The organism is Rhodocaloribacter sp. (assembly GCF_056451265.1).
The window spans coordinates 1-21,003 of record NZ_JBWOPL010000059.1 but is presented as its reverse complement, the minus strand read 5'-3'; the positions used below and the strand labels follow the sequence as shown (position 1 = coordinate 21,003).

At 66.3% G+C, this 21,003-nt stretch carries 20 protein-coding genes and 1 other RNA gene; 4 read left to right on the top strand and 17 right to left on the bottom strand.

Annotated elements, in window-relative coordinates:
• Window positions 1-317: 317 nt before the first annotated feature.
• The 12 genes from AC1HIY_RS10955 to AC1HIY_RS10900 all read right to left on the bottom strand — a co-directional run bounded on the left by AC1HIY_RS10955 (window position 318) and on the right by AC1HIY_RS10900 (window position 12,571).
• Window positions 318-809 carry a helix-turn-helix domain-containing protein gene (locus AC1HIY_RS10955; protein WP_479576774.1) on the bottom strand — a complete coding sequence of 164 codons (492 nt, stop codon included), beginning with the start codon at window positions 807-809 and terminating at the stop codon, window positions 318-320.
• A gap of 135 nt (window positions 810-944) precedes the next feature.
• Window positions 945-1,625: a ribulose-phosphate 3-epimerase gene (rpe, locus tag AC1HIY_RS10950; protein ID WP_479576773.1), complete on the bottom strand. Its 681-nt coding sequence runs from the start codon at window positions 1,623-1,625 to the stop codon at window positions 945-947.
• Between the two features lie 88 nt (window positions 1,626-1,713).
• Entirely contained in the window at window positions 1,714-2,727 is a 1,014-nt protein-coding gene (gene glpX, locus AC1HIY_RS10945; protein WP_479576772.1) for a class II fructose-bisphosphatase, read from the bottom strand.
• Between the two features lie 121 nt (window positions 2,728-2,848).
• Window positions 2,849-3,814, bottom strand: coding sequence for a class II fructose-bisphosphate aldolase (locus tag AC1HIY_RS10940; RefSeq protein ID WP_479576771.1), 966 nt, complete (start codon window positions 3,812-3,814; stop codon window positions 2,849-2,851).
• Between the two features lie 32 nt (window positions 3,815-3,846).
• Window positions 3,847-5,913, bottom strand: a complete 2,067-nt coding sequence (tkt, locus tag AC1HIY_RS10935) for a transketolase (protein WP_479576770.1) — start codon at window positions 5,911-5,913, stop codon at window positions 3,847-3,849.
• A gap of 43 nt (window positions 5,914-5,956) precedes the next feature.
• Complete coding sequence (locus AC1HIY_RS10930; protein WP_479576775.1) at window positions 5,957-6,919, bottom strand: phosphoribulokinase; 963 nt, start codon at window positions 6,917-6,919, stop codon at window positions 5,957-5,959.
• Window positions 6,920-7,000: 81 nt separating this feature from the next.
• Window positions 7,001-7,333 (bottom strand): ribulose bisphosphate carboxylase small subunit, encoded by a 333-nt coding sequence (locus AC1HIY_RS10925; protein WP_479576769.1) that lies wholly within the window; start codon window positions 7,331-7,333, stop codon window positions 7,001-7,003.
• A gap of 92 nt (window positions 7,334-7,425) precedes the next feature.
• Window positions 7,426-8,880 (bottom strand): ribulose-bisphosphate carboxylase large subunit, encoded by a 1,455-nt coding sequence (locus tag AC1HIY_RS10920; RefSeq protein WP_479576768.1) that lies wholly within the window; start codon window positions 8,878-8,880, stop codon window positions 7,426-7,428.
• Window positions 8,881-8,941: 61 nt separating this feature from the next.
• Complete coding sequence (locus AC1HIY_RS10915) at window positions 8,942-9,655, bottom strand: HAD family hydrolase (protein ID WP_479576767.1); 714 nt, start codon at window positions 9,653-9,655, stop codon at window positions 8,942-8,944.
• 334 nt (window positions 9,656-9,989) lie between these two features.
• Entirely contained in the window at window positions 9,990-10,643 is a 654-nt protein-coding gene (locus AC1HIY_RS10910) for an HAD family hydrolase (protein WP_479576766.1), read from the bottom strand.
• Entirely contained in the window at window positions 10,640-12,022 is a 1,383-nt protein-coding gene (locus AC1HIY_RS10905) for a sigma-54 interaction domain-containing protein (protein ID WP_479576765.1), read from the bottom strand. The genes AC1HIY_RS10910 and AC1HIY_RS10905 overlap by 4 nt, the downstream gene beginning before the upstream one ends.
• A 150-nt stretch (window positions 12,023-12,172) precedes the next feature.
• Window positions 12,173-12,571 (bottom strand): hypothetical protein, encoded by a 399-nt coding sequence (locus AC1HIY_RS10900; RefSeq protein ID WP_479576764.1) that lies wholly within the window; start codon window positions 12,569-12,571, stop codon window positions 12,173-12,175.
• Window positions 12,572-12,632: 61 nt separating this feature from the next.
• Here AC1HIY_RS10900 and AC1HIY_RS10895 point away from each other — a divergent pair, with 61 nt between their 5' ends.
• The 4 genes from AC1HIY_RS10895 (at window position 12,633) to secG (ending at window position 16,238) form a co-directional block, all read left to right on the top strand.
• Complete coding sequence (locus AC1HIY_RS10895) at window positions 12,633-14,378, top strand: BamA/OMP85 family outer membrane protein (protein WP_479576763.1); 1,746 nt, start codon at window positions 12,633-12,635, stop codon at window positions 14,376-14,378.
• Between the two features lie 62 nt (window positions 14,379-14,440).
• A complete protein-coding gene (locus tag AC1HIY_RS10890) occupies window positions 14,441-15,178 on the top strand; it encodes an RsmE family RNA methyltransferase (RefSeq protein ID WP_479576762.1) in 738 nt (245 codons plus the stop codon).
• 73 nt (window positions 15,179-15,251) lie between these two features.
• Window positions 15,252-15,812 carry an NUDIX domain-containing protein gene (locus tag AC1HIY_RS10885; RefSeq protein ID WP_479576761.1) on the top strand — a complete coding sequence of 187 codons (561 nt, stop codon included), beginning with the start codon at window positions 15,252-15,254 and terminating at the stop codon, window positions 15,810-15,812.
• Window positions 15,813-15,890: 78 nt separating this feature from the next.
• A complete protein-coding gene (gene secG, locus AC1HIY_RS10880; RefSeq protein WP_479576760.1) occupies window positions 15,891-16,238 on the top strand; it encodes a preprotein translocase subunit SecG in 348 nt (115 codons plus the stop codon).
• A 182-nt stretch (window positions 16,239-16,420) separates the two neighbouring features.
• On the opposite strand, the gene rnpB is transcribed toward secG, so the two are convergent.
• The 5 genes from rnpB to AC1HIY_RS10855 all read right to left on the bottom strand — a co-directional run bounded on the left by rnpB (window position 16,421) and on the right by AC1HIY_RS10855 (window position 20,795).
• An RNA gene (gene rnpB / locus AC1HIY_RS10875) (RNase P RNA component class A) lies at window positions 16,421-16,851 on the bottom strand.
• 35 nt (window positions 16,852-16,886) lie between these two features.
• On the bottom strand, window positions 16,887-17,654 hold the full coding sequence (locus AC1HIY_RS10870) for a zinc ribbon domain-containing protein (RefSeq protein ID WP_479576759.1): 768 nt from the start codon (window positions 17,652-17,654) through the stop codon (window positions 16,887-16,889).
• A 77-nt stretch (window positions 17,655-17,731) separates the two neighbouring features.
• Window positions 17,732-18,889 (bottom strand): Nif3-like dinuclear metal center hexameric protein, encoded by a 1,158-nt coding sequence (locus AC1HIY_RS10865; protein WP_479576758.1) that lies wholly within the window; start codon window positions 18,887-18,889, stop codon window positions 17,732-17,734.
• Between the two features lie 21 nt (window positions 18,890-18,910).
• The gene (locus tag AC1HIY_RS10860; protein ID WP_479576757.1) at window positions 18,911-20,227 is read right to left on the bottom strand and encodes an MFS transporter; all 1,317 of its coding nucleotides are present in this window, start codon (window positions 20,225-20,227) and stop codon (window positions 18,911-18,913) included.
• Window positions 20,228-20,402: 175 nt separating this feature from the next.
• Window positions 20,403-20,795: a hypothetical protein gene (locus AC1HIY_RS10855; protein WP_479576756.1), complete on the bottom strand. Its 393-nt coding sequence runs from the start codon at window positions 20,793-20,795 to the stop codon at window positions 20,403-20,405.
• Window positions 20,796-21,003: the final 208 nt, after the last annotated feature.

Below are 21,003 nucleotides of genomic sequence, written 5' to 3'. Positions count from 1 at the left end.
GGCTGTGGTCTAACCCTTTTATGGCCTCTGTTTGTCACGGGCAAAAGCGTCCATGACCGAAAAAAACATCTTCGGTAGCCCTTCGGCTTCCCCGCTCCCATCGCCTTGTTGCCGCGCGTGTCTTCTCGTTGGGTCTCGTGCCCAACTCTGACCGGGCGCTGTACCTAATACCTTTCGAGGATCGTCAGCCTGCGAGCCACCGGGCAAAGCCCCGGCAGCGTACGACTGGGCCAGCCGGCGTCCCGTTTCGAGGACGCCCATCCCAGCGCGCGAAAGCGGTCGACCGGGCTCGTCGGCGACCGGCTGCCGCGCATCTGTTAACGACGGGGCGCTTCCTCTTCGTGGTGGACGTCGGCGGTGGGCATCGAGGCGTCGGAGGGCCACGCGCCGTCGCCCGTGGGGGCAAGCCGCCGGAGATACTCCCACCCCCGTTGCGGGTGCACCTCGGCGCGGCCCGTCACCTCGGCGATCCACAGGGCCACACGCGGGCCGTTCCACGCATCCGGCGCCTCGGCGATGAGACGTCGCAGCTCCGTTTTCTGGTCCGGGGTGAGCAGACAGGGGGCGCCGGCATTCTGGCGGCGTCGATCCCGCAGCGCTTCCGGACCCCCCGCATTGTAGCGGTGGATGATTTCTCGGATCCAGGTCGCCGTCAATCCGGTCCGACGGTGGATTTCGCCGGTATGCAGGCCTTTACTTTTCAAATAGATAACGTGCCAGTGTCTGCGCTCGACTCCGGTGGCTTCGAGATAACAGGTGTGGATGGCCTCGGGGGGAAGGTGAGGCTCCAGAGGTAAATATCGTGGCATGGGTGCGGTGGTGAGCGGTGGTTCACAAAGGTCGCGAGTTACGTATAGGCGTCCTGGTTCGTTGAACGGTCGGGCCGGAAGGGTGACGCATCTAAGGATAACACCGGGGCTTCGGGGGAGCAAACGCACGGTTGTTCAGACGACGGCCTCGAAGGCACAGGCGGCTTTCATCGCCCGGATGGTTTCAGCCGGGTTCGGGGTGCGGAAGATGCCGGAGCCGGAGACGAGGATTTCGCCGCCCGCCCGGTGCACCTCACGGACATTGTTCAGCTTCACCCCGCCGTCTACTTCCACCTCCACGTGGGTGAGCCCGCGCGCTTCGAGGCGGGACCGAAGCCGCCGGAGTTTGTCGAGGGCGCCGGGGATGAAGGATTGCCCGCCGAAGCCGGGATTGACGGACATGATGAGCACCAGGTCGATCCCGGGCAGGATCTCGTCGAGCGCGTGAAGGGGCGTGGCCGGGTTGAGCGCCACGCCCGCCTTGACGCCCCTGGCGCGGATGGCTTGCACGACCCGGTGAAGATGAACGCACGCTTCGGCCTGCACGGTGATGTAATCCGCCCCGGCATCGGCGAAGGCGTCGACGTAGCGGCCGGGGCGCTCGATCATCAGGTGCACGTCGAGCGGGAGCTTCGTGTGGGGCCGGAGCGCGCGCACGACGAGCGGACCCATCGTGAGGTTCGGCACGAAGTGGCCGTCCATCACGTCGATGTGGATCAGGTCCGCGCCGCCTTCCTCAACCACCCGAACGTCTTCGGCGAGGCGGGCGAAGTCGGCGGACAGGATCGAAGGGGCGAGTTTGACGGGGCGTAGCATGGGTTCGTCGGTTCGTTAAAGCGTTGGTTCGTTAATGCATTCATCTCTTTCGCTCACCGTGTTCCAACGGCATAACGCCCTGCCGCTTTCACGCGGAGGCGAGGGCGACGGCGATCGCGGTATCGACGGCCCCGAAGATGTGTTCGGGGTTGAGTTGGTGCACGCCTTTGATGAAACGGGTGGAGCCGGAGCGCGCGCGGATGACGATGCTGTGCGTGGTGACGCCGCCCGCGCGGTCGAAGTGGACGCCTTCGAGGAACGGGCTGTCGGTGATGGCGGTGGCGGCGAAGAAGGCGTCGTCGTCGGCGACGAGGTCGTCGAGGTAGAGCACGCGGTCGAGGTCGACGTCGTGGGCAGCGAGGCGGGCGCGTTCATCGTCGAGCTGGGGGGCGCGGAGGCCCTGCATGCCGCCGCCGAGGGCTTTGACGGCCGCCGCGGCGAGCACCCCTTCGGGCGTGCCGCCGATGCCCATGAGCACGTCCACGCCCGTTCCGGGGATGGCGGCCATGAGCGCGCCCATCACGTCGCCGTCGGTATGGAGCGTCACGCGCGCGCCGGCGCCCCGGATCTCGGTGATGAGCGCGTCGTGGCGCGGCTTGTCGAGGACGAAGACCGTCAGGCTCTCGACCGAGCGTCCGAGCGCCTCGGCGATGCGGTAGAGGTTCTCCGACGGAGGTCGGGTGATATCGATGACGCCGCGGGCCCTCTTTTCGACGACGAGTTTGTTCATGTACAGCGACGCGCCGGGCTTCCACAGGCTTCCCCGCGCGCTCGCGGCGATGACGGCGATGGCGTTGGGCCGCCCGAAGGCCAGCAGCCGCGTGCCTTCCACGGGATCTACGGCGACGTCCATCGCGGGGGCATGCCCGGTCCCGACGCGCTCGCCGTTGAAAAGCATCGGCGCTTCGTCTTTCTCTCCCTCGCCGATGACCACCACGCCGTCCATCTCCACGGTGCGGAGGACGGCGCGCATGGCGTCCACGGCGGCCTGATCGCCCGCTTCCTTGTCGCCGAGGCCCATGTACCGGGCGGCCGATAGCGCGGCGGCCTCCGTCACGCGCACGAGTTCCATGCCGAGATTGCGATGCACGATTTCAGACATTTGCAGGAGAGATTCAGGGGGAGAAGGACGGATTGCCTTTCGGGGCGAGGCGCCTTGCGTCATTCGTCAGGCAAGAGGTTGCCTTCCTTACGGAAAGTGCCGGACGAACGAGCGCGGCGGCTCATGCGGGGACGGCTTCGGCGAGCGCCCGTCGCACCTCGTCGAGACGGCCCGCCGAACGGAGTTTTTCGGACTTGTGCACGAGGAACGCGGCATAGGCGTCGATGAGCGCACGGCCCGGCTTTCGAAAGTCGAAATTTTCCGGGTGGTCGCGGAAGTGCTCGCGATGGACGCGCATCCACACGAGCCGCCCGTCGGTGTCGATGTTCACCTTTGTGACGCCGAGGGGGATGGCCTTTGCGAAGTCGTTCGCATCCACGCCCTTTGCGGAGGGGTCGAGCGCGCCGCCCGCGGCATTGATGCGGGCCACCTCTTCGGCGGGCACGCTGCTCGATCCGTGCATCACGAGGGGGAAACGGGGGAGCCGCTTTTGGATCTCGGCCACGCGGTCGAAGTGGATGCCCTGGCCGCCGGAGAACTTGTACGCGCCGTGGCTGGTGCCGATGGCGACGGCGAGGCTGTCGCATCCGGTCCGCTCGACGAACGTGCGCGCCTCGTCCGGGTCGGTCAGGCGGGCGTGCTTCTCGTCCACCTCGAGGTCTTCCTCGACGCCGCCGAGCATGCCGAGCTCGGCCTCCACGCTGACGCCCTGAGCATGCGCGCGCTCGACCACGCGCCGGGTGACGGCCACGTTCACCTCGAACGGCTCATGCGAGGCGTCGATCATGACGGAGCTGTAAAAACCGCTCTCGATGCAATCATAACACGTCTGCTCGTCGCCGTGGTCGAGGTGGACGGCAAAGACGGCTTCCGGATAGGTCTGCTCGGCGGCGCGGATGATGTTTTCGAGCATCTTGACGCCCGCGTACGATCGGGCGCCGCGCGAGATCTGGATGATGAACGGAGCCCGGGCGCGCCGGTGGCCCTCGAAGAGGCCAAGCGCCTGTTCCATGTTGTTGATATTGTATGCCCCGAGGGCAAATCGCCCGTAAGCGACGTCGAAGAGGGCGCGGGTGGTGACGATCATGGTCGTGCGGGGAAAGGGTTGAAGGGGCGGGTTTACGCGGCGACGGGGGCGCGCGCCATAGACCGGAGCGCGGCGGCGACGACGGCCTCCGGCGTGAGGCCGAACCGCTCATAGAGCGTCTCGTACGGAGCAGACGCGCCGAAGTGGTCGAGGCCGACGACCGCGCCGTAATCGCCCACGTACCGATGCCAGCCAAGGGTGGCGCCGGCCTCGACGGCCACGCGGGCGCGAACCTTCGGGGGGAGGACGTAGGCGCGGTAGGCGGCGGGCTGCGCGTCGAAGAGATCGAGGCTCGGGGCCGAGACGACGCGCGCGCGGATGCGCTGATGCGCCAGCCGATCGGCTGCTTCGAGGGCGATGGGCACTTCCGAACCGGAGGCCATCAGAAGGACCTGAGCCTCGGGGGCGTCGCGGAGGACGTACGCGCCGCGTTCGAGGCAATGCGGGGCGCACGCGGCGGCGTTCCGGTCGAGGACGGGGAGTTTCTGCCGGGTCAGCACAAGCGCCGTGGGGCCGTCGGTGCGTCGGAGCGCGGCGCGCCACGCCTCGGCGGTCTCGTTGGCGTCGGCAGGGCGAATGGTGACGAGGCCCGGGATGGCGCGGAGGCTGCTCAGATGCTCGATGGGCTGGTGCGTCGGGCCGTCTTCTCCGAGGCCGATGGAGTCGTGCGTGAAGACGAAGATGACCCGGCGCCTCATGAGCGCGGCCATGCGGAGGGCCGGGCGCAGGTAGTCGGAGAAGACGAGGAAGGTGCCGCCGAAGGGAATGACGCCGCCGTGGAGCGACATCCCGTTCATGATGGCGCCCATCGCGTGTTCGCGCACGCCGAAGTGGACGTATCGCCCCGAGAAGTCTTCGCGGCAGAGGAAGGTTTCACCGGCGGGCCGGGTCTTGTTCGAGCCGGTCAGGTCTGCGGAGCCGCCGACGAGCTGCGGGATCACGGGCGCGAGGGCGTCGAGCGCCTTGCCCGAAGCGGCGCGCGTGGCGAGGGCTTCGCCGGGGGCAAAGGTGGGGAGCGAGGCCTCCCAGCCGTCGGGGAGGTCGCCGTGGAGCAGCGCGTCGAAGGCGCGGGCCTCCCGGGGGAAGGCTTCGGCGTAGTCCGTGCGGAGGCGCGTCCACGCGGCCCGCCGCTCGGCTCCGTCCCGGACGGCTTGCTCGGTGCAGGCGCGCACGTCGTCGGGGACGAAGAAGGGCGGGGCGACGGGGAGGCCGAGGGCTTCTTTCGCAAGACGGATTTCTTCGGGGCCGAGGGGCGCGCCGTGGGCCGAGGCGGAGCCGGCCTTGTTCGGGCTGCCGAAGCCGATGACGGTGCGGCACGCGAGGAGCGTGGGGCGGTCCGTCTCCGCCCGCGCCGCTTCGAGCGCCTCATCGACGGCTTCCACGTCGTGCCCGTCCACACGCATCGTGTGCCAGCCGTACGCCTCGAAACGCATCGTCACGTCCTCGGTGAAAGCGAGCGACGTCGGCCCGTCGATGGAGATGCCGTTGTCGTCGTAGAGGACGATGAGCTTGCCCAGGCCCAGGTGCCCGGCGAGCGAGGCGGCTTCGTGCGAGAGGCCCTCCATGAGGTCGCCGTCCGAGGCGAGGACGTATGTGTGATGATCGACGATCGGGAAGCCGTCCCGGTTGAAGCGCTCGGCAAGCCACCGCTCGGCCATCGCCATGCCGACGGCGTTGGCGAAGCCCTGTCCGAGCGGTCCGGTGGTCGTCTCCACGCCGGGCGTGTGCCCGTACTCCGGATGGCCGGGCGTCCTCGATCCCCACTGACGGAAGCGCATGAGCTCGGCCATCGGCAGGTCGTAGCCCGTCAGGTGCAGGAGCGCGTAGAGGAGCATCGATCCGTGCCCGGCCGAGAGGACAAAGCGGTCCCGGTCGGGCCATTGCGGGTCGCAGGGGTCGTGCCGGAGATGACGGGTCCACAGCACGGCGGCGACGTCGGCCATGCCCATCGGGAGGCCGGGATGCCCGGAGCGGGCCTTCTCGACGGCGTCCATCGCAAGGCCTCGGATCGTGTCGGCGAGGCGTCGGGTGAGCGGGGCGTCGAACGGAGCGCGGGGCGGTTCCGTGACCGGGACGGGAGGAGCAGCGGGGAGATCCATGAGCGGAGGAGAGGGTCGGTGAACGAGGGCGGGGAGGCGGGCTTCAGATCGGTTCCGCGACGCCGGCCCCGGGCTCCGGCGTCTTGCCCTTCAACTGCTCCTGCGCCTGGATCATGTGGAACGCGATCAGGAGCTGGGTCAGGGCAAGCGGGTACGACTGACGTTTTTCTTTTCCGTCGTAATAGATCCCGATGGAGCCTTCGGGGATCAGCCCGTTGAAGTCCTCCGGAAGCAAGTGCTCGCGCAGGCGGCGGCGGAGGGCCGTCGTCTCCTCGGGGGTCGTGCTTCCGGAGACTTCGAGGATGTCGGCGGGCTTGCCGGCGTCCCGACCGAGGGCCAGGCGCAGGGAAGGCGTCGCGCCGTTGGAGCGTTCGTCGGGCAGGAACGGCGTGAAGTCGGGGTGAGGGATCGTGGGCCGGAGCACGAGACGGGCGTTGAGGTGGGCGCCGGTCTCTCGGCGGTTCTCGGGCGGCGGATAAAACTGCACGACGAGGTCCGCATGCGCCCGCTGGGGATGGATGAACGCTTCGGAGTCGGGAGCGCGCTTTTCGAGGGCGGCCAGCACCTGCTCGCGCGTATAGCCGCGCTTCGTCGTGTCGCGCTTGATCTTCCACTCCGCCCGCAGCGGCTCGCTCGGATTGAGGTAGACCTTGATGTCGAAGCAATTGCGCATGGCGCGCGAGTGGAAACCGAGCAGCCCCTCGACGATGACGAACCGGCGGGGCCGGACGTATTCGGGCGGGTCGAAGTCGCCCGTGCCGTGGTTGTACACCGGCTTGAGAATCGGCTCGCCGGCCCGGAGCATGCGGAAGTGTTGCTCCATGATGTCGATGTAATTGCAGGCCGGATCGAGCGCGGTGATGCCCATCTCTTTGCGCTCCTTCCGATTGTAGCGGTGGTAGTCGTCACAGCAGATGGCACAGACGTTTTCCTCGCCGAAGAGGCTGACCAGGCCGCGCGTCAGCGTGGTCTTGCCGCTGGCGCTGTCGCCGACGATGCCGAGCATGATGGTCTGGGGTTTGAGGACGCGGGGCACGAGGATACCTCCTGTGGATTTCGATGACAAGAATCGTGGGGGGACGGCCCGTCAGTCGGCCGACGTCGTCGCTTCGGGGCGTTCGACCACGAAGGCGAGCACCTGGGCCTGGCGCCTGTTGTCGTAGCCGGTAAGCTTGATGTAGGCCCCGGGGTGCCGGGCGCGACAGGCTTCGAGCGTTTCGAGCACATCCTCGGGAGCTTGCGCATCGAAGAGCGGGAGCTCGAAGAAATTCCAGAAAGAGTTGCGGGGATCGGGCTCGTAGGTGTACTCGATGCCGGGAATCCAGCCGTTCTCGAGGACGTAGTGGATCTGGGCGATCACCTGAGCTTCCGTCATCGGCGGGAGGTACGAGAAGGTTTCCGTTCGCAGAGTAGGGGTCATGAGTCTGTGGGTCTGTGAGGTAAGAGCGGCCGGGCCGGGAGGGGCCTGCAGCCTGAAAGCGTCGTCGAAAGAAGGGGTGCGGTTTGGAGGACTCAGGCCTGCCGGGACGCGTCGAGCCGGTCGACGGTGTCGAAGTCGAACGTGATGTCCCGCCAGGTGTCGAGGGCCACGCGGAGGGCCGGGGAATGGGCGGCGGCGGCGCGGAGAATGTCGGGTCCTTCCCTGACCAGTTCGCGGCCTTCGTTGCGTGCCTGCACGCAGGCCTCGAGGGCCACGCGGTTGGCCTCGGCGCCGGCGGCGCTGCCCCACGGGTGGCCAAGCGTGCCGCCACCGAACTGGAGGATGACGTCGTCGCCGAAGATGTCGAGCAACTCCGGCATGTGCCAGACATGGATGCCGCCCGAGGCGACCGGCAACATACCCGGCATCGAGAGCCAGTCCTGGTCGAAGTAGATGCCGCGCGAGAGGTCGCGCGCGACGTAGCGGTCGCGCAGGAGGTCGGTCGAGCCGAGGGTGGAGCCGCGTTCGCCTTCGAGCTTGCCCACCACGGTGCCGTTGTGCACGTGGTCCGCCCCGACGACGCGGCACCACTTTGCCAGCACCCGCCAGTGGATGCCGTGGTTCGGCTGCCGGTCCATGACGGCATGCATGGCGCGGTGGGCGTGAAGGAGCACGCCGTTGTCCCGGCACCAGTTCGTCAGCGAGGCAAAGGCGGTAAAGCCGACCGTGAGGTAGTCCACCATGATGATGGGCGCGCCGAAGTCCCGGGCCGTCTCGGCGCGTTTGTACATTTCCTCCATCGTGCCGGCGGTCACATTCAGGTAATGCCCCTTGCGCTCGCCGGTCTCGGCTTCGGCCTTGAGCACGGCCTCCATCACGAAGGAGAACCGGTCGCGCCAGCGCATGAACGGCTGCGAGGTGATGTTCTCGTCGTCTTTCGTGAAGTCGAGCCCGCCCCGCAGCGCTTCGTATACCACACGTCCGTAGTTCTTGGCCGAGAGGCCGAGTTTGGGCTTCATCGTCGCGCCGAGCAACGGACGGCCGTACTTGTTGAGCATGTCCCGCTCCACCTGGATGCCGTGCGGCGGGCCGCCGAACGTAGCCAGCAAGACGGTGGGGATGCGGAGGTCTTCGAGCCGAAGGGCGCGGATGGCCTTGAACCCGAAGACGTTGCCCACGATGGAGGAGAGCAGGTTCGGCATCGACCCTTCCTCGAACAGGTCGAGGGGGTAGGCGATGTAGGCGATGAACTGGTCGTCGCGGCCCGGCACGGACTCGATGCGGTACGTGCGACCGGCATAGCGGGCCTGGTCGGTCAGCAGGTCGCTCCAGACGGTGGTCCAGGTGCCGGAAGACGACTCGGCGGCGACGGCGGCGGCGGCTTCCTCCCACGGCACGCCCGCTTGCGGCGTGATGCGGAAAGCGGCCAGCAGTTCCGTGTCCTTCGGCGTATAGCCTGGATCGTAGTAGAAGCGGTCGGCGGAGCTGTATTCCACCACGCCGGCTTTGAAGTGGGATCGGGGGGCGTTGCCGTTGGGAGTGCTCATGGGGCTGTGCGTGGTTTGTGGTCGAAAAAGGAACGTGGGCGTCGGGAGGAAAAAAAGCGGGCTAGTTCGGGTATGGCATGGGGATCGCAGCGGCGCAGAGACGGGTGAGCGTGTCGAGGCTCAGCGGCTCCAGACTGCGAGCCACCAGTTCGGCGCCGGGAAAGGCGTGCCCGAACGTATAGTCGTTGTAGATCACCGCCGTGGGGAGCCCGGCGCGTTTGGCCGCGCGGAAACCACTCTCCGAGTCTTCCACGACAATCGCCTCGTGCGGAGCAAGACGCATCTCGGCCAGGCATCGCTCATAGAGGAATCCCTGCTCGCCGGTCTTCGGCCCCGACTCTTTCCCCAGGATGGGACGGAATCGTTCGTAATACGGCGCGAGGTGCGTCCGAAGCAATGCGTGGATCTGCGCCTCGTGCGAAACCGAGACGATGGCCAGCCGCAACCCGGCTTCGACGGCTTCGGCAATGATCCGCTCGACGCCGGGACGCAGCCGGAGCGCGGGCAGATACTGCTCGATGTAGATGCTTTGCTTGAGTGGAATGAACTGCTCTACCAGACGATCGATCTCACGAAGGGGCATATCCGTATGCTGCTCCAGCCACCAGCGCAGCCGACGGGCATTGCCGGGCGTGTGCTGGATCGCCTTGAAGGTTTCCCAGGTCCAGATGATGGGGAGGTCAAGCGCGGCAAATGCATCGTTGCACGCCGGCAGATGACCGTAGCGCTCCGTGTCTACCAGGGTGCCGTCTACGTCGAAAATCAGGGCTTTCATAGAAAAGGGGAAAGGATGGCACGCTCGTGCGAAGGCGGCTTGAACCGGCGTTTCGAGCGATCACCTCCTCTCATGACAAGCCCCGTGCCGGGTCGCATCAATAGATGGAGCAGGTGTATCTATCTTGTTGATCGCAAACTACTTATGGGAAATTTTGGACCAATGCATGAAATGACGAAGTGTGACGCGTAAGTCTCACTTTAATGGAGGGGAGAAGGGAAAGTAAAGGTGTGAGATTTGTAAAACGTAGAAATCGGGACGAATGCGCAGGAAAAAAGGTGTTGAAGGAATGTGACCATAATGTCTCTGCAAATGGGACATACGTGTCGCTATTTCATCGTAGGAGCGAGCGGAGCGCCAGCGGATGGTCGATGAGGAAGTCCGGAGCGAGGGCGCGCAGTTCGGCGGCGGGTCGGAAGCCGTACGTGACGGCGCAGGTGCGCACGTGGGCCGCCTGACCGGCGCGGATGTCCTGAGGGCTGTCGCCGATGAGGAGCGTGCGTTCGGGCGCCGCGCTGCAGCGATCGAGCAGGCGCAGCACGGGGGCGGGGTCGGGCTTGGCGGGCAGGCCGGGCCGGGCGCCCTGCACGGCGTCGAAGCACGCGCGCAAGCCCATGCGTTCGAGCATCGGCGCGACGAACGGCTCGGCCTTGTTCGTGAGCACCGCGCGCTTTTTGTGCGCAAAGTGCTCGAGCAGTTCGGCTATGCCGGGATAGGGGCGGGTGTGGTCGCAATAGTGGGAGGAATAGAAGGCGTCGAAGGCGGCGCGGGCTTCGGCGCGCTCGGAGGCGGAGAGGCGCGGGAGCGCGCGTTCGAGAAGCTTCGCCACGCCGTCGCCCACATAGCCGGTGACCGTCCGCACGTCGAGCGGCGCTCGGCCGAACGCGACGCGCACGTGGTTGACGGCGTCGGTCAGGTCGCGACGGGTGTCGGCAAGGGTGCCGTCGAGGTCGAAGATGAGCAGGTCGATGAGAAGGGGGGAGGTCATGAGCGCTCGGGGGAGAAGGATTGCGCCGAGACGCCGTGTTTTTTGAGGAGCCGATGGAAGGTGCGCCGAGAGATCTTCGCGGCCTCGGCCGCACGGGTGATGTTGCCTCCGCATTCGGCCAGATAGCGGCTCAGCGCGTCTCGTTCAAACTGCTCGATCATCTGTGTCTTGAGCGCCGCGAGGCCCTTTTCGAGCGTCTCCTCATCGAGCGCGCTCCCGGCATGCTCGGGCTGCAGCCCCAGCGGCAGGTGCCGGACCTCGATCTTGTCGCCCTCGCACAGCACCACGGCCCGCTCGATCACGTTGGCGAGCTCACGCAGGTTGCCGGGCCAGTCGTACCTCTGGAGCGTGGCAAGCGCGGAAGCGGCAATCAGCGACACGCGCTTGTTGACTTTGGCCTGAGCCTTTTCGAGAAAATGGTAGGCATAGAGCGGGATGTCGCTGCGGCGCTCCCGGAGGGGGGGCACGTGGAGCGTGAAGGTGTTGAGCCGGTAGAAGAGGTCGGCGCGGAAGGCGCCTGCCTCGACGGCTTGCTGAAGGTTGCGATTGGTGGCGGCGATGACGCGGGCCTGCACCTTTCGGGTGACGGGGCTGCCGACGGGCCGGATCTCGCCTTCCTGAAGAAAGCGAAGCAGTTTGGCCTGCATCTCCAGCGGCATGTCGCCGACTTCGTCGAGGAAGACCGCGCCGCCGTCGGCCATTTCGAGCAGGCCGGGGCGGTCCGCGGCGGCTCCGGTGAAGGCGCCTTTGACGTATCCGAAGAGCTCGCTCTCGATGAGGGTGGGGCTGAAGGCCGTACAGTTGATCGAGACGAGGGGGCGGTGGCGCGAGAGGCTGTTCTGATGAAGGGCGCGCGCGATGACCTCTTTGCCCGTCCCGGTCTCGCCGAGGATGAGCACCGGCGTGGGAGTGGGCGCCACCCGCGCGATCTGACGGCTCAGTTCGAGCATCCGGGGGTCGTTGCCGACGAGGAAGGCGTTCTCCTTGTGCCGCGCCAGCTCCCGCTCGATTAACTCGAACCGGCCTTCGAGGGCGGCTTTCTCCTCATATTCCCGCAACAGAGTCCAGAGGAGCAACGCTGCCGACCCGCCCAGCAACTCGGTTTTCGGGGGCTTGCGCTGCGCCAGCAGATCCTGAAGCGCCGCGCTGCCCGTTACGTTGACGATGAGGTCGAGCGACCGATCTTCGAGGAAAGGGAGGGGGCTGGGGCCCGTTGGAAGTCCACGCTCCCGGGCGGCGGCCAGCCCCGGCGCGTTCGGGTCGCGATCCACCACGGCAGTGATGACCACGCCCTCATGCGGCTGGAACAGCCGGAGGAACAGGAGGCCGGCGCGCCCGGCTCCGACGAGCAGCATACGGATGGGCCCGGGGTCTTCCATGGGCAACGCAGAGAGCAGGAAAACGCTTCGAGGGTGAACCGTCGCGGCGTCCGGCAAGGCAGGGACTGCCGCGCACGTTCTATGTATCCTTCGACCAAAGAGATCCCTTCGCGACGGCGTTCGCGCAACGGTCGGCGCGCTGGTGGCGGCTCACCGCCGTGGTTCTACCTTCACGCGCACGACGAGCGTCTCGGGGGGAGCTTCGGCGAAAGCGACCTTGAAGAGGAGGCGGTGCGTGCCGGCATCCCCGGGGCGGGTGCGCCAGAGGAAGGACCGGTCCACGAGCCAGCTCAGCGCGGGGGCGCGCACGACGGCATACGCCGCCACGGGGCGCGCGTCGAGGGTGTCGGGAAGGGCGAGGATGAGGGGTTCCCCGGCGCGAACCGTCGGGCGCAGCGTATCGCCGCGAACGAGAAGGGCACGAACCGAAGGCGGGGCGAGGGCGTACGCTCCGTCCGTGAAAGCAAGCGGCCTGCCCGGAGCAAGCGCGAGCGCCAGCGCGAGTGCGCCGAGCGCCGCTCCTGCCACAATTCCTGCGTTTCGAATCATCTCCTTCCCGTTCGTGTCCGTTTCGAGGTCAATATATGGATTCCGCCGGATTGCGGCGGGGGTGCTGGGGAGCCTCGCGCTGATCGGCTCGGCGTGGGGGCAGACCGCCGCCCCGCCCGACTCGCTCGCTCCGCCGGCGCGATGGACGCTCGTCTCCGATGGACGGGAGGCGCCGTGGCCGCTCGCCCGGGCGCTCCCGCTCGACAGCCTCGACGCAGCGGCGGCGCGGGCGCTCGCGGTCCTTCGGCGTGAAGGCCATTTTTATGCGACGCTGGATTCCGTTCGCATCATCGAAGATACGCAACCGCCGGAAGTGCGGCTCTACGTGACGAAAGGGCCGAAAGTGCGCATCGGGCGCATTCGGCTGCTCGGCGTCACCGCGCTCGACTCGCTCGCGCTCCTCGACGCCATGCAGACCCGCCCCGGCCGCCCGCTCGATCCGGAGCGCCTCGAAGCGGACCTCGAAAGCATGCTGCTTCGTTACGAGGCAGCGGGCTATCCGCTGGCGCAGATCCGCATCGAAGATGTCGGTTTGTTGCCCGGCGACCCGCCCCGCCTGGCGCTGACGATCCGCGTCGAAGAGGGCGGCGCGCTCGTGATCGACCGCGTGGAACTCATCGGAGCCGAGCGCACGCAGGCCGCTTATGTGGCGCGGCTGGCGGGGGTGCGGATCGGCGCTCCGGCGCCGGCATATGATCCGGACGAGATCCGCCGCAGGCTGGAGGAGAGCGACTTCTTCGAAGAGGTCGGGCCGCCCGAACTCGTTCTGGAGAAAGACGGGGCGACGGCGCTTCGGGTCCGGGTCAAAGAGGCGTCGCCCGGCTCGTTCGACCTCGTGCTCGGCTATCTGCCGCCAGCCGGAGGAAACGGATCGGGCAGCATCGTCGGGAACGGGCACATCCTCTTGCACAACCTCTTCGGAGGCGGGCGCGTGATCTCGCTTCGGCTCAACCGGCTGCCGGGACAGGTCAGCAGCGTCGATGCGAGCTTCTCCGATCCTTTCCTGCTCGGGCTTCCCGTCGGCGGCAAAGGGCGCTTCGAGGGCCTACAGCAGGACTCGACCTACGGCAAACAGCGCTATCAGGCCGAATTCAGTTATCGTCTCACCGGGGATTTCCAGGCCTTCGTCACGGTCACCCGTGAGACGACCAATCCGGGGAAAGCCGGGCTGCAGTTAAGCCGTGGAACCCAGCGCATCCCCCGCGCCTCCGCCTTTTTTGCCGGCCTCGGCGTTCGGTATCGTCATCTCGACCAGAGCGTCAACCCCCGGCGCGGCTTCGTCGTGGAGACGAACTTCGAGCGCGGGCGAAAGGAGCGCACCGCCGCGGTGCTCACCGCCGAGGGGGACACGACGCGCGAGGGGTCGGCGCTTCGCCAACAGCGGCTCCAGGCGCGATTCCGGCTGTTCCTGCCTGCGCTTCGGCGACAGGTGCTCGCCCTCGGCGGCGAAGCAGGCGTGCTCCTCAGCAATACGTATGACGAGAGCGACCTCTTCCGCCTCGGCGGCGCTTCCTCGCTGCGCGGCTACGACGAGGACCGCTTCCGGGGCCGCTTCGTTGCGCGCGCCTTCGTCGAATACCGGTATCAGATCGAACGCCTCTCCTATGCCTACGTGTTCTTCGATCTCGGCTACGTGGACACGCCCGAGGCGGCCGGGCTTGCGCCGGCGCGGCGCTTTTATCCCGGCTATGGGCTCGGCATCCAGTTCCGGGCGCCGATAGGACTGATCAATACGAGCTATGCCGTCAATTCCGAGGACGGCCCGACCAACGGACGCGTGCACGTCGGACTCTCGTTCGGGCTGTGAGGCTGGCGTTTGGCCTCGATGCGCGCGTATTTTCCGGTCTCACCCTTGCAGAAACGAATGCCGTGACGAACCTCATCACCGCACATTATGCGCCGCCGTCCTTCGTCGAGGGGGACCGTCTGCGGTTGCCGGAGGAGGAAGCGAGGCATGCCGTCCGTGTGCTTCGCCGCCGCGCGGGCGACGAGGTGGTGGTGGTGGACGGCGAGGGGGGGTGGTACCGCGTCCGGCTCGATCGCGTGAACAAGAAACACGCGAGCGGGGTCATCCTCGAACGACGCCTCAACGTGGGAGAGCCGGACTATGACCTCACCGTCGGCATCGCCGTGCTCAAAAACCCGAACCGGTTCGAGACCTTCCTCGAAAAGGCCGTCGAACTGGGCGTGACGACGGTGGCGCCGCTGCTAACGGCGCGCACGGAGAAGACCGTGGTCAGGGCCTCGCGGGCGCAACGGATCATGGTGGCGGCGATGAAGCAATGCGGGCGGAGCCGTCTGCCCCGCTTTGCCCCGCCGGAGTCGTTCGCGAACCATCTCGAATCCGATCCCCCCGATCTTGGGGTGATCTGTCACGAGAAGACCGGCCCGGTGAGCCTTCTTTCAACGCTCCAGGCGTGTCCATCGGCGCGTCGGGTGCGCGTGCTCGTGGGACCGGAAGGCGGGTTCACGGACGACGAGGTCGAGGCGGCGGGGCGCGCCGGGTATCGGGCGGTCTCGCTCGGTCCGCGGCGGCTCCGGGCCGAGACGGCAGGGATCGCGGCGGCGGCCGCCGTCCTGCTCGCGCGCTCGGATGAAGCTCGATAGAAAAAGCGGTCGCCCGGGTGAAAGGGCAGCGTGGGGGGCGTACCTTTCTCCGGGCATGACCGTGAGGGAAGCGATGAACAGCCTCGAAGAAAAGACGCTCGAAACCACCGCCGTTTTCGATGGGGTGCTCCTCCGGGTGCGCCGAGACCGGGTGCGCCTGCCCGACGGCCGCCCCTCGGTCCGCGAATGGATCGATCATCCCGGTGCGGCGGCGGTCGTGCCTCTGTTCGAAGACGGCGGTACGCTCCTCGTGCGCCAGTTCCGATATGCGCCGCGCCGCACGTTCCTCGAAGTGCCCGCCGGAAAGATCGACGTGGCGGGCGAGGGCCCGGAGGCGGTCGCGGCGCGCGAACTCCGCGAGGAGACCGGCTACCGGGCCGGACGGCTCACCCGCCTCGCCGCGCTGAACCCGTGCATCGGATACAGCAACGAGGTGATCCACTTTTTTCTGGCCGAAGAGCTCACCGAGGGCGCGCGCGACCTGAGCGACGGCGAGTTCATCGAACTCGTCCCGATGGCGTTCACCGAGGCTGTCGATCGGGCGAAACGGGGGGAATTGCGGGACATGAAGACCGTGGCGGGCCTGATGCTGGCGGAAGCCTTTCTGGCGCGCCGGAGGAGCCGGGATGCGTGAACTTCTCGGGAAAGAATTGTGCCCGCTCGGTCGATGGCTTATCTTGACAGACTCTGTAAACTTATCCTGGCTCGACGTATGTTCACTTTTCTGATCATTCTCATCGCGATCATCGCCATCTTGTTGATCCTCGTGATCCTCGTGCAAAGCGGAAAGGGTGGTGGTCTGGCCGGCATCGCCTCCGGCGGCGCAACGACGCAGATCCTCGGCTCGCGTCAGGCTCCCGACTTCCTCGAAAAGGCGACCTGGACGCTGGCGACGGCCTTCATCGTACTCTGCATCCTGACCAACTTCACCATCGACAAGGGGGGAGAGCAGGAGAGCGTGATTCAACAACGCGCGCAGGGCACGGAGCAGCAGGCACCGCCGCCCGCCGGTGAAGCGCAGCCCGCTCCGCCTCCGAGCAATGACGGCGGCAACAACTGACGTTCTCGATTCCGCCGGAGACGGCTGAGTTTCGCAAAAAGATACCCCGGAATGCGCCGAAAGGTCGTTCCGGGTTTTTTTGTGCGACGGGTGTGGTTCCTCGGGCGAGGGGAGCGCGGCGGCGAAGCCGGAGACAACGAAAGGCAGCCCCTCCGGCGAGGGACTGCCTTTCATGCGTTGGCGGCGTGCGCCGGCCTGTAAGCCGAATTCTGTCTGCCCGGGGGGTCGCCGCCGACCCGGACCGGGGAGATCATCATTTATCTGGGACCGCCGTCACCGACGGCCTCTAGCGGCCTACCCGCGCCGCCGTTTCGGCGGGCCACCTTATCCCGTCCCGACGGATCGGGCGGGTGCGGCGCTGTTTGGCCTTGCACCCCGTGGGGTTTACCTAGCCGCCCCGGTCGCCCGGGACGCTGGTGGGCTCTTACCCCACCATTTCACCCATCACCTGTGCTCCGGGCAAGCCGGAGCCATCGGCTGGTCTGTTTTCTGTTGCACGTGCCGTCACCATCCGTGGAACGGATGGTGCCTTCCCGTTAGGAAGCACGGAGCCCTGTGGTGTTCGGACTTTCCTCATCCCGGTTTCCCGGGACGCGATGATCCGGCCGACGCACGATTGTCGGTTTCCGAAAAGCGGACGGGGACCGTTTATACTTCGGCTTCCCCGAGTTGCATCTCCTTGATGGTCGATTCGAAGAGTTCCTGATCGACGATGATGCGGCCCGTGTGTTCACAGGCGACGATGCGGTTGCGCTGGCGAATCTCGACCTGTCGCTGCGGCGGTACGGCGAAGCCGGCGGCGGCGCCGCGCAGGAGCGGCACCACGGCGCGCCCGTCGCGGAGGCGGCTGCGCAGACGGTGGTACGCCCGCAGATAGCGGCGGTCGACGGCGGCTTCGGCTTCCTGGCGGGCCGTCTCGAGGTCCGCTTGCTCGTGCTTCGTATCTTCGAGCACTTCCTGCAACTCTTTCCGCTTGCCTTCGAGAATCTCTTCGAGCGACTTGAGGCGTTCCTCGGCATCCGTCACGGCAGCCGCGCGGGATTCCGCCGAGCCGTCGATCTCCTCGATTCGGGCTTTGGCGTTCAAAATCCGCTGCTTCTGCGCTTCGATCTCTTTCGTCAGCGCGTCGTACTCCCGGTTGTTACGCACCTGAAGCTGTTGCTCCTCGTACCGCCCGATCAGGGTCTCGCTCTCCTTGATGTCGAGTTCGGCCTGGCGGCGGGCGATGGCGTTTTCTTCCTGTTCCCGCTTGTAGTTGTCGAGCCTCGTTTCCAGACCCGCCCGCTCATCCTCGAGGTCTCGGATCTCCTCGGGTAGATCGCCTCGCAGCTTTTTGATCTGATCGATCTGGCTGTCGATGTGTTGCAGCCGGATCAGGGCCTTAAGCTGTTCGCCGATGCTGGAGTCGTGGGACATAGCTTGGTTATTCCTTTCAGTGTTGGTTTCAATGGCATTCCGGATCTAATAGAACGTGCCGGGCTTCCGAAAGTTCGTCATTCTTCCCGCGAAGGTCTGCCTTGCGTAAAAGAGCGGACGGGGCTGGTGCGTGTGCGGGTGCGCATCCATTCGACCCCGGGAAAGCGCGCCTGCAGCCACTGGCAGAGCAGCTTTTCAGTGACGGCTTCGGTTTCATAATGTCCGGCGTCGATGAAGGCCATGCGGGGACGGCCCTCGGCGTCGAGCACGTCGAAGAAGGTGTGGTAGGTCACGTCGGCGGTGACGTAGGCGTCGGCCCCCTGGCGGAGGGCGTGCCGGACGAAGTCGCTGCCCGAGCCGCCGCATACGGCGACGGTCGCGACGCGGGCTTCGTCGTCGCCTACGTAGCGGAGGGCTTCGGCGTCCAGGCGTTCGGCCACGCGCCGGAGGAACGTCCGAAGCGGCTCCGGCTCCGGCAACCGCCCGACGGCGCCCAGGCCGGTGCGCGTGCCGGGCTGCGCCACCGGGTACACGTCGTAGGCCACCTCCTCATACGGATGCGCCGCCTTCATCGCACGAACCACGCGGGCAAGGTCCCACCGCGCGACTTCGACCTCCAGCCGCGTCTCCGCAACGGCTTCGAGCGCGCCGCCCGCCTCGCCGATGAACGGGCGGGCATGCGCGCCCGGGCGGAAGTAACCCGTTCCTTCGACGGCGAAGGCGCAGGCCTCATAGTCGCCGATGCGGCCCGCTCCGGCTTCGGCCAGCGCTTCCCGAACGGCGTCCAGGTGCGTGCGAGGGACGAAGACGACGAGCTTGTACAGGCTGTCGGCAAGAGGTTCGAGGAAACGGACGTCGGTGAGGCCGAGCTGTTCGGCCAGGGCAAACGAGACGCCTCCGTGCGCGGCGTCGAGGTTGGTGTGGATGCTGTACAGCGCGATGCCCGCTTCGGCCAGGCGCAGGGCGAGGCCGTTCACGAAGCCCTCCGGGGTGAGGTGGCGAAGCGGACGGAAAAGGAGCGGGTGGTGCGTGAGGATGAGCGTGGCTCGGCGCGCGCGGGCCTCCTCGATCACGGCGGGCGTCAGGTCGAGGGCGACGACGGCCCGCTCGACGCGCCGCCGGGCGTCGCCTACCTGCAGACCCACGTTGTCGTACGATTGCGCCGAGCCGGGGGGCGCCCACGCCTCCAGCGCCTCGGCGACGTCTCGGATGGTCGGGAATGCGTTTTCGGTCATGTTGAAAATCGTTCGTGGGGGTCAAGCGTCCTTCGATGCGGGCAGGCCCTGTCGGCGTCCGGCGACGGCGATGCCCTCTTTTTCATCGACGCGGAGGAGAAGGATCGCTCCGACGACGAAGAAAAGCAGTACGGTCGCGACGCCGAAGCGCTGGCTGTCGAAAAGGGTGGTGAGGCGCCCGAGGAGGAACGGGCCGAGGAAGGCCGTCATCTTTCCGGAGAACGCGAAGAAGCCGTAGAACTCGTTCTCCATGTCGTAGGGGACGAAGCGCCCGAGAAGCGAGCGGCTGGCCGACTGGTTCGGACCGGCGAGCAGGCCGATGAGCACGGCAGCGACCCAGAACAGGAGCCGGCTGGTGGTCAGCACGGCGAGGAGGCTTGCCCCGGCCAGCCCGACGAGCGAGATCAGGATCGTCGTCTTGCCGCCGAAGCGGTCGTCGATGAAGCCGAAGGCATATGCCCCCAGCCCCGCGGCGACGTTCAACGCGATGCCGAAGATGATGATGTCTCGTGTGGTGAAGCCGAACGTGCCTGCCGCGTAAATGCCTCCAAAAGCGAAGATGGTGATCAGCCCGTCGTTGTAGATGAGGCGCGCCAGCAGCAGACGGAACACCTGGCGAAACTTCCGGATCTCCCGGAACGTGGAGGCCAGTTGCTGGTTGGCCGCTGCGATCAGCTTTTTGCCGTCAAGGGGTCTGGGCTTCTTCCGCTCTTTCACGAAAAGAAACATGGGGATGCTGAAAAGGGCGAACCATGCAGCCACGAGCAGATTCGTTGCTCGGATGTGCGCGTCCGTCTCTTTCGGAAAGCCGAAGAGCGGCGTTTCCGGGTTGACGAAGGCGAAGAGCGCCACCACCATGCAGAGCAGGCCGCCCAGATAGCCGAGCGCCCAACCATAGCCGGAGATGCGCCCGATCCGTTCCGGGGGCGCGAGGTCGGGGAGGAAGGCGTTATAGAAGACGTTCGCCATCTCGAAGGCGATGTTGGCGACGACGAAGATGGTGAGCGCCAGGCGCGTCTGTCCCTTGACGGGAAAATAGAGCAGGACCGTGGCGGCCACGCACACGACCGTCGAGATCAGGAGAAACCGCTTGCGGTAGCCGCCCCGGTCGGCGATGGCGCCGGCGTATGGGGAGAGGAGCGCAACCACCAGCCCCGTGATCGTCACGCCGAGGGACCAGAGCGCCGTGCCCTCCACCTTGTCCGCTGCGATGCCGACGGTGAAGAAGGTCGCATAGATGAACGTGACGACGAGCGTGGTGAAAGCCGAGTTGGCGAAGTCGTAGACGCTCCAGGCGACGACGGCGCGGCGGTCATAAACCTTGGGGGAGGGGGGCAAGGCGGCTCCGAATGGGCGGGTGGAACGAGGGGCGTCGGCGCACAAGGTAGGAAAAACTCCGGAGGCTTGGAACACCCGGGCGTGTTTGCGCGGAACCGAAAAAAAGCCGCTCGACCGGGGATCGAAGCGGCTTCGGGGATCGGAGTGAGCCCTGCCGGTGAAAACGGACGCCGGCTCAGCCCATGCCCGTGGTAAACGCGACCACGTCCTGAAGCGGCAGGTCGGGTTGTGGTCGGGACGGCGTGAGGAGATATCGGCCGGGTGTGCTCCACCGCATGCGCTCTTCTAGCGTATGCTTCCAGAGCGCGCCCTGTTTCAGGATGAGCGGAAACGAACTGCCGTCTTCCATGTGGAAAATGACGTTTGGACCGTCGGCAGCCTCGAGGCGCCATTCGATGCGGCAAACCTCGTTCAGTGGAATGCTCTGTTGATACTTCTCTCCGACGTGCCAACCGGTGAGTTCGATGCGATCGAGATACAGACGCGCGCGCCCGAAAAGCAGTCGGCGCGGGGGATACTGGAAGCTCGATGTCAGAAGCACGACCTTATGCTGAAACTGTGAATACATGCCCTTCTCATAATTATTCCGTGCCGGTAAATAGTTCCTACACTCGGCCCGGGATGAACACCTATCGAAAACGCCGGGAAATAAAAAAATATCGCTGCCCGGACCTATGTGACGGGACGGCTCCAGGGCAACCTTTCAGGTGCTGTACGATGCCGGAAAGAGGTAAGATGCAAGCGAGTCCCATCCATAAGGATATAAACACATCTCA